The 16319-nt window shown below is 61.3% G+C and carries 9 protein-coding genes; 3 read left to right on the top strand and 6 right to left on the bottom strand.

Annotated features, from left to right (window positions below; translation table 11 throughout):
- Nucleotides 1–64: 64 nt before the first annotated feature.
- The 3 genes from MRX98_RS14415 to mnmG are packed head-to-tail and all read right to left on the bottom strand — an operon-like array spanning nucleotide 65 to nucleotide 3403.
- Entirely contained in the window at nucleotides 65–862 is a 798-nt protein-coding gene (locus MRX98_RS14415) for an ABC transporter permease (RefSeq protein WP_246910914.1), read from the bottom strand.
- Nucleotides 859–1509, bottom strand: coding sequence for an ABC transporter ATP-binding protein (locus tag MRX98_RS14410; RefSeq protein WP_246910911.1), 651 nt, complete (start codon nucleotides 1507–1509; stop codon nucleotides 859–861). Before MRX98_RS14410 ends, MRX98_RS14415 begins: the two co-directional genes overlap by 4 nt.
- The gene (gene mnmG / locus MRX98_RS14405; protein WP_281432364.1) at nucleotides 1493–3403 is read right to left on the bottom strand and encodes a tRNA uridine-5-carboxymethylaminomethyl(34) synthesis enzyme MnmG; all 1911 of its coding nucleotides are present in this window, start codon (nucleotides 3401–3403) and stop codon (nucleotides 1493–1495) included. Before mnmG ends, MRX98_RS14410 begins: the two co-directional genes overlap by 17 nt.
- 354 nt (nucleotides 3404–3757) lie before the next feature.
- Between mnmG and MRX98_RS14400 the strand changes: the two genes are divergently transcribed.
- Nucleotides 3758–6286 (top strand): glycogen/starch/alpha-glucan phosphorylase, encoded by a 2529-nt coding sequence (locus MRX98_RS14400; protein WP_246910909.1) that lies wholly within the window; start codon nucleotides 3758–3760, stop codon nucleotides 6284–6286.
- A gap of 176 nt (nucleotides 6287–6462) precedes the next feature.
- On the opposite strand, the gene MRX98_RS14395 is transcribed toward MRX98_RS14400, so the two are convergent.
- Both MRX98_RS14395 and carB read right to left on the bottom strand, forming a co-directional pair.
- Nucleotides 6463–7866 (bottom strand): amidophosphoribosyltransferase, encoded by a 1404-nt coding sequence (locus tag MRX98_RS14395; protein WP_246910906.1) that lies wholly within the window; start codon nucleotides 7864–7866, stop codon nucleotides 6463–6465.
- Nucleotides 7867–7932: 66 nt separating this feature from the next.
- Complete coding sequence (gene carB, locus MRX98_RS14390; protein ID WP_246910897.1) at nucleotides 7933–11169, bottom strand: carbamoyl-phosphate synthase large subunit; 3237 nt, start codon at nucleotides 11167–11169, stop codon at nucleotides 7933–7935.
- Between the two features lie 243 nt (nucleotides 11170–11412).
- On the opposite strand from carB, the gene MRX98_RS14385 reads away from it, so the two are divergent.
- Together MRX98_RS14385 and MRX98_RS14380 are read left to right on the top strand one after the other, a co-directional pair.
- A complete protein-coding gene (locus MRX98_RS14385) occupies nucleotides 11413–11925 on the top strand; it encodes a GNAT family N-acetyltransferase (RefSeq protein ID WP_246910874.1) in 513 nt (170 codons plus the stop codon).
- Nucleotides 11926–12400: 475 nt separating this feature from the next.
- Nucleotides 12401–14512 carry a fibronectin type III domain-containing protein gene (locus tag MRX98_RS14380; RefSeq protein WP_246910872.1) on the top strand — a complete coding sequence of 704 codons (2112 nt, stop codon included), beginning with the start codon at nucleotides 12401–12403 and terminating at the stop codon, nucleotides 14510–14512.
- Between the two features lie 66 nt (nucleotides 14513–14578).
- On the opposite strand, the gene MRX98_RS14375 is transcribed toward MRX98_RS14380, so the two are convergent.
- Nucleotides 14579–16168: a PAS domain S-box protein gene (locus MRX98_RS14375; protein ID WP_246910869.1), complete on the bottom strand. Its 1590-nt coding sequence runs from the start codon at nucleotides 16166–16168 to the stop codon at nucleotides 14579–14581.
- Nucleotides 16169–16319 lie beyond the last annotated feature (151 nt).

The following is a 16319-nucleotide window of genomic DNA, read 5'->3' as shown; positions in this document are numbered from 1 at the left end:
AGTAAATTAAAATCAGCTCTGATAATAATGATCGTACCCTGTCCCGTCAAGGCCGGACATCCCCCTACCCTTTGCGCAACCGATCCAGCCGCAGCCGCTGCCGCTCGTCAAACAGGCGCTTGGAACCAAGCCAAACCGCCGTCATGGTGCCTAAACCGGTGCCGCCGGCAATCAGAAACATGATTAAAATCTGATATTTCACCGCATCCATGGGCGCGCTGCCGCCCAGGATCTGACCGGTCATCATACCGGGCAGGCTGACCAGCCCGGCGGCCATCATGGCGTTGATGATGGGAATCAGACCACTGCGGATGCTCTCGCTGCGCAGATGGGAGATGGCCTGCTGTCCGGTTTGACCGAGCATCAAGCGCCCTTCGATGAGGGTGCGCTGGTCCCATGCCGAACCGGTCAGCCGATCCATGCCGATGGCGATGCCGTTCATCGTATTGCCCAGCAACATGCCGAGCAAGGGGATCGCGTAGCGTGGTTCGTACCAGGGTTGGGGGCCGACAATGACGATCAGCGCCAGCACCGTGATGGCAAAGGAGGATACGAACATGGAAAGGGTGCCCAATCCGAAACCCCAAAGCCCGGTGAAGCGTCGCTTCTGCCGACCCACCACTTCCCGACCGGCGGCCAGCAACATCACGCCGGCCATGAGGGCCACCCATCCGGGATGGACCTGGCTGAACAACGCCTTGAGCACCAGGCCGATCAGCAGCAACTGCACGGTGGTGCGCAAGGCGGCCAGCAGCAATTGGCGTTCCAGGTGCAGTCCCATCCGTAAGGAAATGAGCGCCAGCACGATCACCAGGGCGCCAGCCAGGCCAAGGTCCAAGGGGGACAGAACAATGACATTCATAACCGGGGCACCTCCGGGGCACGGTCACCGCCGTCGCCGGCGGCGGCCTCATCCAAAGCGGTCAGCCGGCCATGGGCCAGTACCATGATGTCATCGCAGCAGCGCCGCAGTTGGTCCAGATCGTGGCTGACCCATATCATCACCGGATCGGTTTCCCGCCGCAGGCCTTCCAGCAGGGATTCCACGCGAGCGGTGTTCTTGGGGTCCAGATTGGCCGTGGGCTCATCGAGCAGCATCACCGCGGGCCGCTGCGCCAGCATGCGCAGTAAGCCCAGACGCTGCCGTTCGCCGCTGGACAGATGGCTGATTTGCCACTCCATGGCACGCGCATCGAAACCCAGCCCTTCGAGCCAGGAGGCCGGCAGGGCATCGAAATGGGGCGCCACCGTGTCATGCCACCAGGCGCTTTCGGCCGGCAGCAACGCCACCTTGCGCCGCCATTGGGGCGCCGGCATCCGGACCGCCTCGACCCCGTCGAGGAACATGCGCCCCTCGTAGGGATCCAGGTCGGCCAATGCCCTGAGCAGCAGCGATTTTCCGCTGCCCGACGGGCCGGTCAGCCCCAGGCAGCGACCGGCGGCCAGCTCCATGTTGAGCCCTTCCACCCCGCGGCAGCCGAAGTCGACGAGTTTAAATACGGTGCCCATCTTCCTCCCGCGGTTGCCGGGCCCGCAGCGCCACCATCAACACGGAGATGGCGGCCGGGGTGATGCCGTCGATCCGGGACGCTTGTCCCAGGGATGCCGGGCGTACCCGCGCCAGTTTCTCTTTAAGTTCGTTGGAAAGTCCGTGCACCGCGGCGTAATCGAAATCCTCGGGCAAGCGGATGCGCTCCAGGTGGCGGAAGCGCTCGATTTCCGTCATCTGCCGCCGGATATAACCCTCATATTTGATCTCGATTTCCACCTGTCGGGCCACCGCCGGTGCCACGGGCTCCGCCGCGGGGGCCAAGTGGTGCACAACGTCGTAATCGAGCTCGGCACGCCGAAGGAGTTGGTCCAGCGGCACGCCGTTGTCGATGGCGGTGGTCTGCTTGGCGCGCAGATAGTCCTGGACCGCCGGCAACGGCTTGATCACCGTGGCGCGCACCCGCGCGATCTCCGCCGCGATCTGTTCCCGACGCGCCTCAAGGGCCCGGACGGTGTCCGCCGAGACCAGACCCAGCTCGCGGCCGATGGCCATCAAGCGCAGGTCGGCGTTGTCTTCGCGCAGCACCAAGCGATATTCGGCCCGGGAGGTGAACATGCGGTAGGGCTCACGGGTGCCGCGGGTGACCAGGTCGTCCACCATGACGCCCATATAGGCCCGGGAGCGGTCCAGCACAAAGGGCGGACGGCCCTGGACCCGGCAGGCGGCATTGATGCCGGCCCACAAGCCCTGTGCGGCGGCCTCTTCGTATCCCGAAGTGCCGTTGATCTGGCCCGCCAGGTAAAGTCCCCCCACGGCCTTGGTCTCCAACGTCGGTTTGAGCTGCACGGGATCCACATAATCGTACTCGATGGCGTAGGCGGGGCGGATGATCTCGGCCGCTTCCAACCCGCGCACCGCCCGCACCACCTGCACCTGAATTTCCAGCGGCAGGCTGTTGCCTAGGCCGCTAGCGTAAATTTCCCCCGTATCGATGCCTTCGGGTTCCAGGATCACCGGGTGGCTCTCCTTCTCGCTGAAGCGCACCACCTTGTCCTCGAAAGAGGGGCAATAGCGGGCCGGAACCCCCTTGATCACCCCCCCGTACAGGGCCGAAAGGTGCAAATGGTCGCGTACCAGCCCATGCACCCGCGCATTGGTGCGTCCCATGTAGCTGGGCATGGGAGTGAGGGCACTTACCTGGCCGGAAAAAGAGAAGGGCCGCGCCGGCTCATCCAGCGCCTGGGCGGCAAAGGCGGAAAAGTCGATGGTCGCGCGGTCCAGACGCGGCGGTGTGCCGGTCTTCATGCGCCCCAGGGTCAGGCCCAGTTCGGCCAGATCGGCGGCCAAGCCGTAGGCGGCGAACTCACCGGCCCGACCGGCCTGGATGGCGGTGAAACCGATGTGCACCAAACCGCTCAGAAAGGTGCCGGTGGCCAGCACCACGGTCGCGGCCTGAAAACCGAAACCGGTCTGGTCCACCACACCGCGCACCTGACCATTGTCCACCACCAGCCGCTCGACCAAGGCCTGCTTGATATCCAGGCCGGGCTGCCCTTCCAGAACCGCCTTCATGGCCATGTGGTAGCGTTTCTTGTCGTTCTGGGTGCGGGTGGACTGGACCGCCGGTCCTTTCTTGGTGTTGAGGGTTTTGTACTGAATGGCGGTGCGGTCGGTGATCCTGGCCATCTCGCCGCCCAGGGCATCGATCTCGCGCACCAACTGCCCCTTGGCCATGCCCCCGATGGAGGGACTGCACGGCATGGCGGCCACCTTGTCCAGATCGATGGCCAGCAGCAGCACCGCGCAGCCCATGCGGGCCGCCGCCAAAGCCGCCTCGCACCCCGCGTGGCCGGCGCCCACCACGATCAGATCGTATGATTTTGCGTAAGTTGCCATGTTCGTCCAAGACATGGGCGCAATCGCACCTTTTCCAGGCGTGCCCGCGCCACTGCGCTTCATATTCGCGTTTGCGGCCATTTATATACCCATTGCCCATCAAAAGTCGAGGCCGCCGCGGCAAGGCAATGAAGAACCAGGGTGCATCGATAATCATCGGCACCATCCAAATCCAAATCGAAATCCATTCCACTTGATATCCACATGCGATTTGCCTGGCCCCGCGCGAACCAACCGTTGCTTCCGACTGCAAGTTTCGATAGACTAATATCAATAAAGGCGGCTGCCACCGGCAGCCATCATTCTGCTCCCATCAGAGCATCCGTTTTTCAACAACATCCTTACCCTGAGATTAGAGAGGTGGCCCCCATGTGTCCATCCCCAACCAAAAAGGAAGGCGCAAGAAGCGAGATCGCCGCGTCACCGGCGCGCACCTTGAAAGAGGATATCCTGCACCACATCTGCTACACTTTGGGCAACGATCCTGAGCGGCCCAACAAGTACAAGGTTTACATGGGGCTGGCCTACGCCGTGCGCGATCGGCTGATCGCGCGCTGGATCAAAACCCAGCGCGCACTTTACGACCACCTGGCCAAAAGGGTGTACTTTCTCTCGCTGGAGTTCCTGCCGGGCCGCTTCCTTAAAAACTATCTCATCTCGCTGCGCATGGAGGAGGAAACCCGTGAGACCTTGGCGGAGATGGGCTTCGACCTGGACGATCTGGAAGAGCAGGAGTGGGACGCCGGGCTGGGCAACGGCGGCCTAGGCCGTTTGGCGTCGTGCTACATGGATTCCATCGCCTGCTGCGACCTGCCCGGCTACGGCTACGGCATCCATTACGACTATGGCATTTTCCACCAGGTGATCGACAACGGCTATCAGCGCGAGCAGGCCGACAACTGGATCCGGCACGGCAATCCCTGGGACATCAAACGCCGCCACTACCTGGTGCCAGTGAATTTCAACGGCCGCACCGAAACCTATCGCGACGCCGCGGGCCGCATGCGCGTGCGATGGGTGGACACCGATCTGGTGATGGCCATGGCCTGCGACATCCTGGTGCCCGGTTACGGCGACGATTATGTGACCAACATGCGGCTGTGGGCGGCCCAGTCCAGCCGGGAGTTCAACCTGGAAACCTTCAACCAGGGCGACTATATCGGTGCCGTGGAAAGCAAGGTGATCAGCGAAAACATCTCCAAGGTGCTCTATCCCAGCGACGAAGGCGAATTCGGCAAGGAGCTGCGCCTCAAGCAACAGTACTTTTTCGTTGCGGCCACCCTCGACGACATTTTGCGGCGCTACCGCAAACTGCAACGGTCCCTTGCCGACCTGCCCAACTTCGTCGCCATTCAACTCAACGACACCCACCCGGCCATCGCCATTCCGGAACTGATGCGCCTGCTGATGGACGAGGAGGGGCTGGGTTGGGACGAAGCCTGGACCATTTGCGAAAAAACCTTTGCCTATACCAACCACACCATTTTGCCCGAGGCGCTGGAAAGTTGGCCGGTGGACCTGATCGGCCGACTGCTGCCGCGCCACATGCAGATCATCTTCGAGATCAACCACCGGTTCCTGGAGGCGGTGCGCAGCCGCCATCCGGACGATCCGGACCTGGCGCAACGGGTTTCCCTGATCACGGAGGGGGAAACCAAACAGGTACGCATGGCCCACCTGGCCATCGTCGGCAGTCACACCGTCAACGGGGTGGCGGCGCTCCACGGGGAGATCATCAAGCGGCATCTGTTCCGCGATTTCCATCGGCTCTATCCCCGGCGCCTGCAGTACGTCACCAACGGCATCACGCCACGCCGCTGGCTCAAACAGGTCAACCCGCCCCTGGCCGACCTCATCACGGAGGCCATCGGGCCGGACTGGATCTTCGACCTGGAACAGTTGCGGGGACTGGAGCCGTTGGCCGAGGACGCGGCCTTTCGGCAGCAGTGGGCGGCCGCCAAGCGCCAAAACAAGGAGCGGCTGGCCCGCTACATCCTGCGCAAGATCGGTCTGGGTGTGAACCTCGACACCCTGTTCGATGTACAGGTCAAGCGCATCCACGAGTACAAGCGGCAGCTGTTGAACGTGATGCACGTGATCACCTTGTACAACCGCATCACCGACCACCCGGACGAACCGACAACCCCCAGGACCGTCATCTTCGCCGGCAAGGCGGCGCCGGCCTACCACCAGGCCAAGTTGATCATCAAACTGATCCATTCGGTTGCCAACACCATCAACAGCGACCCGCTGGTCAACGGCCGGTTGCGGGTGCTCTTCCTGCCCAACTACTGTGTTTCCCAGGCGGAAAAGGTGATTCCGGCCACCGAGCTGTCCGAACAGATTTCCACCGCCGGCATGGAGGCCTCGGGCACGGGCAATATGAAGATGACCCTCAACGGGGCTTTGACCATCGGCACAATGGACGGCGCCAACATCGAAATCATGGAGGCGGTGGGGGCCGAAAACATCTTTATTTTCGGTTTGTCGTCGGAGGAAGTGGTGGAAAAGCGGCGCAAGGGATACGATCCCAATCACTACTACCGCAACGATGGAGAACTCAAGCGGGTGGTGGACATGCTGGCCACGGGCCATTTCTCCCCCCAGCAACCCCACCTGTTCGCGCCGATCGTTCAAGGCCTCCGGGAGAAGGGGGATTTTTACATGCTGATGGCCGATTACCGCCCCTACATCACTGCCCAGGATGCGGTGGACCGGCTGTTCAACGACAGCGATCAGTGGGTCCGCCGCTCCATCTTGAACACGGCCCGCATGGGCCGCTTTTCAAGTGATCGCGCGGTGATGGAGTATGCCCGAAGGATTTGGCATGTGCATCCCCTCGGCAAGGAGGGCGATCCATCGGCTTCATCGCGGCCGGCGGCCGCGCCGACTGTTTAAAAAATAGTTTTAAGTTTTAAGTGTTAAGTTTTAAGTTAATGTATTTTATCGATTTTATTGATCCGAAGGGCGGGATTTTATCCGCTGCAAAAGCGGTCTTGCCTGTTGCCGCAGGGAGGCGTTCGGCCCTCTTTGTTCGCGCACTGCGGGTTTACGGGTGACCCGTCACGTACGGATCAGTAGCTGCTGCTGCCGTCCCAGCAATGGGTGCACAAGCGTTCCTTGGGCAGTCCGATGGCGGTCACCAGGTCCTCCAGATGCTGGTATTTAAGGGTGGTCAGGCCCAGGTGGCGGCGAATCCGGTCGATCATGGCCAGGTTCCGCGGCGATCCGGCCCGGGCATATTCATCCAGGTGCCTGTCCTCTTCTCCCTCCAGCTCGTGTATGATCTTGCGGCCCGCAAGATCCAAGGTGGAGCGGGAGGTGGAGAAGTTGAGAAAGATGCAGGGGTGAATCAGGGTGGGGCAGGCGGGCCGCATGTGCACCTCCCGCGCCCCCCGATCGAACAGAATTTGAACATGATCCTTGAGTTGGGTGCCGCGCACAATGGAATCGTCGCAGAACATCAACCGTTGCCCTTCGATCAGGCGGCGCACCGGAATCAACTTCATGCGAGCCACCAGATCGCGCATTTGCTGACTCTGGGGCATGAAACTGCGGGGCCAGGTGGGGGTGTACTTCACGAAGGGTCGGCGGTAGGGCACATGGAGCGCATTGGCGTAGCCCAGGGCATGACCGATGCCCGAATCGGGAATGCCGGCCACCGCATCCACCGCCACATCGTCGTTGCGTGCCAGCAAGGCGCCGCAATTGTAGCGCACCTGCTCCACATTGATGCCTTCATATTCGGAGGCCGGATAGCCGTAATAGACCCATAGAAAAGCGCACACCTGCATGCGGTCGCCCGGCGGCACCCGCTGCTCCCAGCCATCGGGCGAGATCAGCACCACCTCGCCCGGCCCCAGGAAATGTTCCACCTCGAAGCCCAGGTTGGGAAAGGCGCTGGTTTCCGAGGTGACCGCCAGGGCGCCGTCGCGCCGGCCGATCACCAAGGGGGTGCGACCCAATCGGTCCCGGGCGGCGTAGACCCCTTCCTTGGTCAGCAGCAGCATGGAGCAGGAACCCTGAATGGCGTCCTGGGCGTTGCGGATGCCCTCTTCGAAACGCTCCTCCCGGCAAATCCGCATGGCCACCACCTCGGTGGGATTGGTGTAGCCGTCGGTGGTATCGGAGAAGTAACTTTTGCGGGCGAAGGCGTCCCGCACAAGGGCGTCCATGTTGTTGATCCGGCCGACGGTGACGATCCCGAAAACCCCCAGGTGGGAGCCGATGATCAACGGCTGGGGATCAGTGTCGCTGATGACGCCGATCCCTTGATTGCCTTGGAACTTGACCAGGTCGGACTCGAACTTGGTGCGGAAGTAGCTGTTCTCGATGTTGTGGATGGAACGATGGATCCCGTGGGAATTCCAGACGGCCATCCCACCCCGCTTGGTGCCCAGGTGGGAGTGGTAATCGGTTCCATAGTAGAGGTCGGTGACGCAATCGGTCTCGGAAGCAATGCCAAACAATCCGCCCATGCCAACTATTTCACTCCTTCGCTGCTGCCCGCCCTTGAACGGTCGATCTCGGTTCCGGGATGAGCACTAACTGATTTCACCGCCGGGGCGGTCCCCGCATGCGGCATTCTCGCCGTGGTAGCTTTGCAGGGATCGCACCTCGGGCTCTCTTTCCCTGCGCGCCGCGATTCCCTTGGCCGCCGCCAGGGCCGCCGCGGTCGTGGTGATGTAGGGAACTTTGTAGCGGATGGCCGTCCGGCGGATGTTGGAACTGTCGGCCGTCCCCTTCTTTCCGCTGGGGGTGTTGACCAGCAACTGCACCTGGCCGCTCTTGATGGCATCCACCAGGTTGGGACGTCCCAGGTCCAGTTTCGATACCGACACGGTTTCGATACCCTTTTCCGCCAAATAGCGGTGGGTGCCTTCGGTGGCCATCAGGGTGAAGCCCAGCTCCCGGAAACGCCGCACCGCCTCCAGGGACGCCGGTTTGTCCCGATCGGCAATGGTGAACAGCACCGCGCCCTCCAAGGGCAGAGAGGCTTGCGCCGCCTCCTGGGACTTGAAGAACGCCCGCCCGAAGGAGTTGGCCATGCCCAGCACCTCGCCGGTGGAACGCATTTCCGGACCCAGCAGGGGATCCACTTCCGGGAACATATTGAAGGGGAAAACCGCCTCTTTGACGCCGTAATAGGCGATCGGCGTTTTGCGCAAATTGAGATCGGCCACCGATTCGCCCAGCACCACCCGGGTGGCCGACCGGGCCATGGAAAGGCCGCACACCTTGGAGACGATGGGCACCGTGCGCGATGCCCGGGGGTTGGCCTCCAGCACATACACGGTGTCCTCGTGCACGGCATATTGGATATTCATCAGGCCCACCACCTTCAGTTCGATGGCGATGCGCCGGGTATACTCCTCGATGATTTCAAGATGCTTGGGCGCGAGGCTGATGGGCGGGATCACGCAGGCCGAATCGCCGGAATGGATGCCGGCCAACTCAATGTGTTCCATCACCGCCGGCACGAAGGCGTCCCGGCCGTCGGAAATGGCATCGGCCTCGGCTTCGATGGCGTTGTCCAAAAATTTGTCTATGAGCACCGGCCGTTCGGGGGTCACCTCTTCCACCGCCAGGTTCAGGTAACTCTTGAGCATCTGATCGTCATGCACGATTTCCATGCCGCGCCCGCCCAACACATAGGAAGGCCGCACCACCAACGGATACCCGATGCGCTCGGCGATCTTCATCGCCTCGTCCTCGCTGGCGGCCATACCCGACTCCGGCTGAGGAATGCCCAGTCGACGCATGATCCCGGCGAAACGGTCGCGATCCTCGGCCAAATCGATGGTTTCCGGGGAGGTGCCCAGGATATTCACGCCCGCCTCGGCCAGTTCCCGGGCGATGTTCAGGGGGGTCTGGCCACCGAACTGGGCGATCACCCCGGCCGGTTTCTCGTTTTCGTAGATGCTGAGCACCTCCTCCACGGTCAGCGGCTCGAAGTAGAGCCGGTCGGAGGTGTCGTAGTCGGTGGACACGGTCTCCGGGTTGCAGTTGACCATGATCGATTCCAGCCCCGCCTCGCGAATGGCCAGCGCCGCATGCACGCAACAGTAGTCGAACTCGATGCCCTGGCCGATCCGGTTTGGACCGCCGCCCAGCACCATGATCTTGCGCCGGTCGCTGACCGTCACCTGGTTGGGGGCGTTGTAGGTCGAATAGTAGTAAGCGGCATCTTCCACGCCGCTGACGGGCACCGGCGCCCAGGCCTGGGTCACCCCCAGGGCGATGCGCCGGTGGCGGATGGTTTTCTCGGGAACTCCCAGCAGCTTGGCCAGATACCGATCGGCAAAGCCGTCTTTTTTGGCCTGCACCAGCAAATCGTCGGGCAGATCGCCGCCCTTGCAGGCGATGATCCGCTCTTCCAGCGCCACCAGCTCCTGCAACTGCTGCAGGTGCCAGGTGTTCATATGGGTCAAGGCTTGAATCCGTTCGATGGTGGCCCCTTTGCGCAACGCCTCATAGATGATGAAAAAACGCTCGCTGGAGGGGGTCGCCAACCGCTGCAGCAGCGTATCCAAGGAAACCCGGTTGAAGTCCTTGGCGAACCCGATACCGTAGCGGTTGATCTCCAGGCTGCGGATCGCCTTTTGCAGGGCTTCCTTGTAGTTTTTCCCGATGCTCATCACCTCGCCCACGGCCCGCATCTGGGTGCCCAGGCGATCCTCTATGCCCGCGAACTTCTCGAAGGCCCAGCGGGCGAACTTGACCACCACGTAATCCCCCGAGGGGGTGTACTTTTCCAAGGTGCCGTCGCGCCAGTAGGGAATTTCGTCCAAGGTCAACCCGCCGGCCAGCAGCGCCGACACGCGGGCGATGGGAAAGCCGGTGGCCTTGGAGGCCAGCGCCGAGGAGCGCGAGGTGCGCGGATTGATCTCGATCACCACCACCCGCCCGGTCTTGGGGTCGTGGGCGAACTGCACGTTGGTGCCGCCGATCACCTCGATGGCCGCCACGATGGCATGGGCGTAATCCTGCAAGCGCTGCTGTAAAGCCGGCGCGATGGTCAACATGGGAGCGGTGCAGCAACTGTCACCGGTGTGCACCCCCATGGGGTCCACGTTCTCGATGAAACAGACGGTGATCATCTGGTTCTTGGCATCACGCACCACTTCCAGTTCCAGCTCTTCCCACCCCAGCACCGACTCCTCCACCAGCACCTGGTGGATCATGCTGGCCGCCAGCCCCCGCACCACCACCGTGCGCAACTCCTCCAGATTGTAAACCAGGCCGCCGCCGGTGCCGCCCATGGTGTACGCCGGCCGGATCACCACCGGGTATCCCAATCGCTCGGCCACCTTTTCCGCCGCTTCCAGGGTGTTGACCGCCTCGCTGCGGGGCATTTCGATCCCCAACCGGTCCATTGTGTTCTTGAAGGCGGTGCGGTCCTCGCCGCGCTGGATGGCCTCCATGTTGACGCCGATCAACTGCACCCCGTATTTGGCCAGAATGCCCTGCTCATAGAGTTCCGAGGAGAGGTTCAGGCCGGTCTGCCCGCCCAGGTTGGGCAAAAGGGCATCGGGCCGTTCCACGGCAATGATCTTTTCCAGGGTCTTCACGTTGAGCGGTTCGATATAGGTGATGTCCGCGGTGCCGGGGTCGGTCATGATGGTGGCGGGGTTCGAGTTGACCAGCACCGTCTCGTAGCCCAGGGACCGCAATGCCTTGCAGGCCTGGGTGCCGGAATAGTCGAACTCGCAGGCTTGGCCGATGATGATGGGGCCGGAACCGATAATCAAGACCTTGTGTATGTCATCTCGCCTTGGCATGCATGCTCCTTAAAGTTGGGTATGGGGCAACCGGTGGCAACCAAACCATATGGTAATGGATATTCGAACCACATCTGGTAAATTATGCGCCGGGGAAAATCAAGGCATAAATTGGCTGCCGGGTCTTGACCCGCGGTGGAAATCGCCTTATTCATATCCACCCTGAAAACATGCGACCGAGGATCGAACGTGGGAAGCGACCACTCCCCCAACGGGGGCGAGCCAAAAAAAAAGAGTGGCACCGTGCGCATCCGTTCCATGGAAGTGGACGATCTGGCGCCGGTGTTCCATTTGGGCGAGTTGCTGTTCACCGCCGCCGAAGCGCCCAACCTGTATCGTACCTGGGACGAATTCGAGGTGGTGGGCCTGTTTCAAAGCGATTGGGCCACCTGCTTCGTGGCCGAATACAATGACGAACTGGCCGGATTCGCCCTGGGCACCATCATCACCAAAACCCACTCCGCCTGGAAGTACGGTCACCTCATCTGGCTGGGCGTTGACCCCGCCTATGCGCGCAAAGGCGTGGCGGAAAAGCTGTTCCGCCATTTTCGCGACATCACCAGCGAAGAGGGGGTGCGCATGTTGATCGTGGATACGGAGGCCGACAATCTGCCGGCCTTGCAGTTTTTCCGCAAAATGGGGTTCGGCAACCCCCAGGAGCACATCTACCTCTCCTTGAATCTGAGCACTTGGCAGCGCAGTGCGTCCAATGGACGAAAAAACGGATCCGCCAAACGTCCGCTCAAAGACACATGAACCGACAATATGCGGCTTTCCAAATCGAACCCCCCAACATGTGGTAGACTGCCAAAAACCTTTTGACTTATCCCGCTTTTTTCTTTTATAAAAACTATGTGCGCTACCTTCCCCCAAGGTGATGAAACAGGCTGAGTTTTGCAAGTGTGTTGTGTGCCATCAAGGTAGTGAACACCCATCACGAAACGGCAATTGCGGATACGATCTAAGCTGCGGCCCTTTCGCGTGTTGGGTCCGGCCGGGCTGAGGTTTATCAAACAGCAGGAGCACCAATGCGGGCTGCAAGCTACCGTCATCGGATGGCCATGGGTTTAGGTTTCACCCCATGCTTTAATGGAAATTTGGGAACTTCGTTCGGGCACTTTCAGCTTGCCGGCAATCCCGAGAGATTGTTGCACACAAGGTGCGTCTGGCATCGGTACGAACCACTTCCCGAACAGTGGCGCATGCCGAACCGCAATCCAAGGAGATCTCAATGCACCTTCGGAATTGGTTGAGCAGTCCCGCTTTGTACGCTCCTTTCAAGATCACCTGCAAACCCTGTCTTCTCTTTTTTTTGGCGTCGGCGATTCTTCCGGCCGCTTTTTGGGCCGCACCGATTTGGGCGGCGCAGGTCACCCTCGCCTGGGACTACAACGATCCTGCGCCGGAGGAATACCGACTCTACCAAGCCATCGGCACGGATCACTTCAACGCAGCACCCGTCTGGCGCGGCACAAAAAAGACCTGCATCGTTAACGATCTCCGACCCGATACCCAATACCATTTCGTGGTCCGGGCTTATGCCGACGGCATCGAAAGCGGCGACTCCAACAAAGTGACCTATCGAACGCCACCGGTCGCCACGCCCCCGGATAAGGGTTCCATCGACAACGATAAGGTTACCGACGAAGGCACAGACCCTGGCAACAACAACGACAGTGGCAGCGGCACAAACACCGACAAAGTCACCATCGGCGATCCACCCCCGTCGCCCCATCCAACCCCCCCGAGAAATCCCAATCGTGCGCCCATTGCCGATGCCGGAGAAAATCGTACCGTTTCCCCCGACACATGGGTCACCCTCGACGGGGCGGCCTCCACGGACCCCGACGGCGACTCCCTCTCCTTCAATTGGCAACAAACCGGCGGCCCTGCGGTGCGCCTCTACCAATCGAATACGGCCCGTCCCGGTTTCACCGCCCCGGCAGCCGCATCGACCCCGTCGGTGTTGACTTTCCAATTAACTGTGGGCGACCCCCACGGCTTGAGTGCCACCGATCTTTGCCACATCACCGTCCCAGCCACTGCGGCGCCCGGCGAACCGCCCAATGCGCAGGCCGGGGGCAATCAAAGCGTGGCCTCGGGAAGCAGGGTGCAACTCAATGGTTCGGCATCCGTCCATCCCCTGGGACTGCCCCTTACCTACCGATGGATACAGACGACCGGCCCGACAGTGGCATTGACGGACGCCGAAACGGCCTGGCCCAGTTTCACCGCCCCGGCCGTGCCCGCCGGCGATACCATTACCCTGGTGTTCGAAATGACCGTTACCGATGCCCGGCAACTTGCCTGCAGCGACACCTGCCTGGTGGTGGTCAAGGGAACACCCCCCACAGAGGTTCCGGAGACCGGCACCGATGGCGACGATGAACCGGCGGCGGATGAAGATCCGCGCCTCGGCCCGACGCAACCCATTGTCTATTATCCCGCGGAGAATGCCGACGGCGTACCGCTGACCCCCTGGCTGACCGCCTCCGAATTCTCCGATCCCAAATGTGCCGCCCGCCATGCGCACACCCAGTGGCGCATTGTGCATGCAAGCCCGAATCAGCCGATGGCAATGGATGCCATGCGCGCCCACCGACCCCTCACGCGCCTGTGGGTGCCCTTTTTCACCCTGGCGCCCGACACCGCCTACACCTGCCAGGTACGGTACTACGACGACCGCGGCCAGGCGTCCGAATGGTCCGCCCCGGTGCGCTTCTCCACCCGCGGCAGTTGGTTCGGTCGCAGTGATGCGGTCATGGCTTACAACGACCCGCCACCACCCAGTACCGATCTGAACGGCAACGGCATCCCCGACCAAGAGGAGAGCGACCGGATCCAGGCCGTTCAAACCGCCGACGGACGGCACAGCATGGCAGTGAGCATCCACAACAGCCCACAGGTGCGGGCCATCGGCCGAATTGCCGCCATCGACCCGCATACGGTCGATGCATTACCCGCCGACGCCGTCTCATTACCATACGGCTTGCTGGCTTACCGCCTCGAGTTGGATCGCCCCGAAAGGCAGGTGCAGGTGACCATCCACCTGTCGGACCCCGTCGATCCCCATGCCCCATGGCTGGTTTACGGCGCCGACGGCCAATGGACGCAGGCCGACCCGGAAAGGTTGCAAGTGCGCGAAGACGGCCTTGCGGTTCTGCGCACCATCACCGACGGCGGCCCGGATGACGCCGACGGCGTGGCCAATGGCATTATCATCGATCACACAGGCCCCCTGGAATCGGCCACGACAACGGCCACCCCCGGCAAAAGCCTCGACGGCGACGACGGAAGTCACGTTTTCGTAAAAGGATGCCTTATCGATACCCTGCTGCCCTGACAAGAAACATAAAAATCGACAGCATTCATTAACTTAAAACTTAACACTTAAAACTTAAAACTCTCCTTACCGGCCATCTTGATCTCCGTCCGGATCGCTACGGGAAAGAAAAGTACGCAAATTGACCTTGCGGTTTTTGAGGCCCAGCTTGCGTCGAATGTTGTCACGGTAGGACTCCACCGTACGGGGTGATAGATTGAGCAGGCGCGCCACATCCTTGGTGGTGCGCCCATTGCGGATCAAATTGGCCACCTGCAGCTCGGTGGGCGAGAAGGCGTAGTATTGGGCGGAGAGCTCGGGCATGGGGGCCCCGAGCACTTCGCCGATGTTCATCCGGATCACATCCAGATACTGCTTCTGGGTGGCGTTCAGGCCGCTTTTGCCAAGTCGATCCAGGTACGGCTCGATGAGCTGGGCCAGGTTGACCCGGATATTCTCTTCGGTTTGCAGACGGTCTTCGTTGCGTTTGTCCAGCAGCACCCGCATGGCGGTGTTCAGCTCCTCCAAGCGCGATGTGTTCAAGCGCAAGGCGTCGGCCGTTTCCCGCCCCCTGATGATTTCTTCCCGCAGCTTTTCATTGGCCAAGGAAAGCGCCCGGGTCCGTTCCTGCACCAGGGATTCCAAACGCCGCCGGTAGCGCTCCAACTCCTTCTCGTTCTTCTTCTGCTCGGTGATGAAATGGGCCACCACATTGGCGCCCCAAAGGGTGTCGCCCTCATACAGATGGCGCACATGAAAACGGACCCACTCCGTACGACCGCTTTTGGTGCGCACATCCCAATCCACATGGCTGGGCACGGATTTGCCGGCGGCCATATCCACAATCCGCTGATGAAACCTGCGACGGCTTTCGGGGGTCAGCAGCGATTCGGGATTCATCTCGAGCAGTTCGGCTTCGCTGTAGCCGGTGGCTTCACACATGTAGTCGTTGACCATGATGAAGCGGTTGGCGCGGATATCGAGACGGTAAATGGCCGTGGGGGAAAGTTGCAGCATCTGCTCGTTCAGGGCCTGGCTCTCATCCAGGGCGCGGGAGATGGAGAGCCCCTCTTTCCATTGCGTCATGAACGCCATGGTGGCCAGCAGCGTGTTGAGCGCACTGCGCTTTTCGCGCGCCGTGCGCTCCGCATCTTCGGCGCCGTGAGCCGCTTGGCCGACCCAATTCGCCACCAGCGACAAATAGTCGCCATGCCACGGAAGGAATTGCCGCGGCCGATCATCATAAAGCGCCAGGCAACCGACCGGCTCGCCGGCCCGGCTCACCGTTGCGCCGATGAAGGCTTTTATTTTGTACCGCCGGATATCGGGATCGCTTTGCTGATAGGGGGTGTCGGCAAGATCCAACCATACCGCCCCCGGTCGTGCCCTGCGAAGACACAACTCATAGGCGATCCTGCCGGCTGCGCGGCCCACCGCCGGAAACCCGTCCGGCAGCGCCCAGCCGTCGCTTCTGATCAAACGCTTGCCGGAAGCATCCAGTCGGCTGTAAACGGCAAACCGCCCGCCGATGGTGCCCAAAGCGTCTCGCAATACCTGTCGGACGGCGTCGGCAGGGTTGTTTTCAACCGCATTGGCCAAAGTCGTTAAACGGGACACGAATGCCGCCGGTCCGGCATCGCCGTCACCCTGAGCGCCCGCTGTCGCTTTCGTTGACATATTCACCCTCTCGTACCAGGAAGCCTCGGCGGGCAGGACATCCAACCGCCAGGGACACTATTGGCACCGATCAGGGTTTGAAGTCAATCATGGATATCCGATTTCATTGAGTTTTTTGGGTTGGTTGGATTTGTTGAGTGGTCCATGGTTG

Source organism: Desulfatitalea alkaliphila (assembly GCF_022968795.1).
Classification (GTDB): domain Bacteria; phylum Desulfobacterota; class Desulfobacteria; order Desulfobacterales; family Desulfosarcinaceae; genus Desulfatitalea; species Desulfatitalea alkaliphila.
The sequence above is the reverse complement of the archived record's forward strand: the minus strand, read 5'-3'. Positions and strand labels throughout refer to the sequence as shown.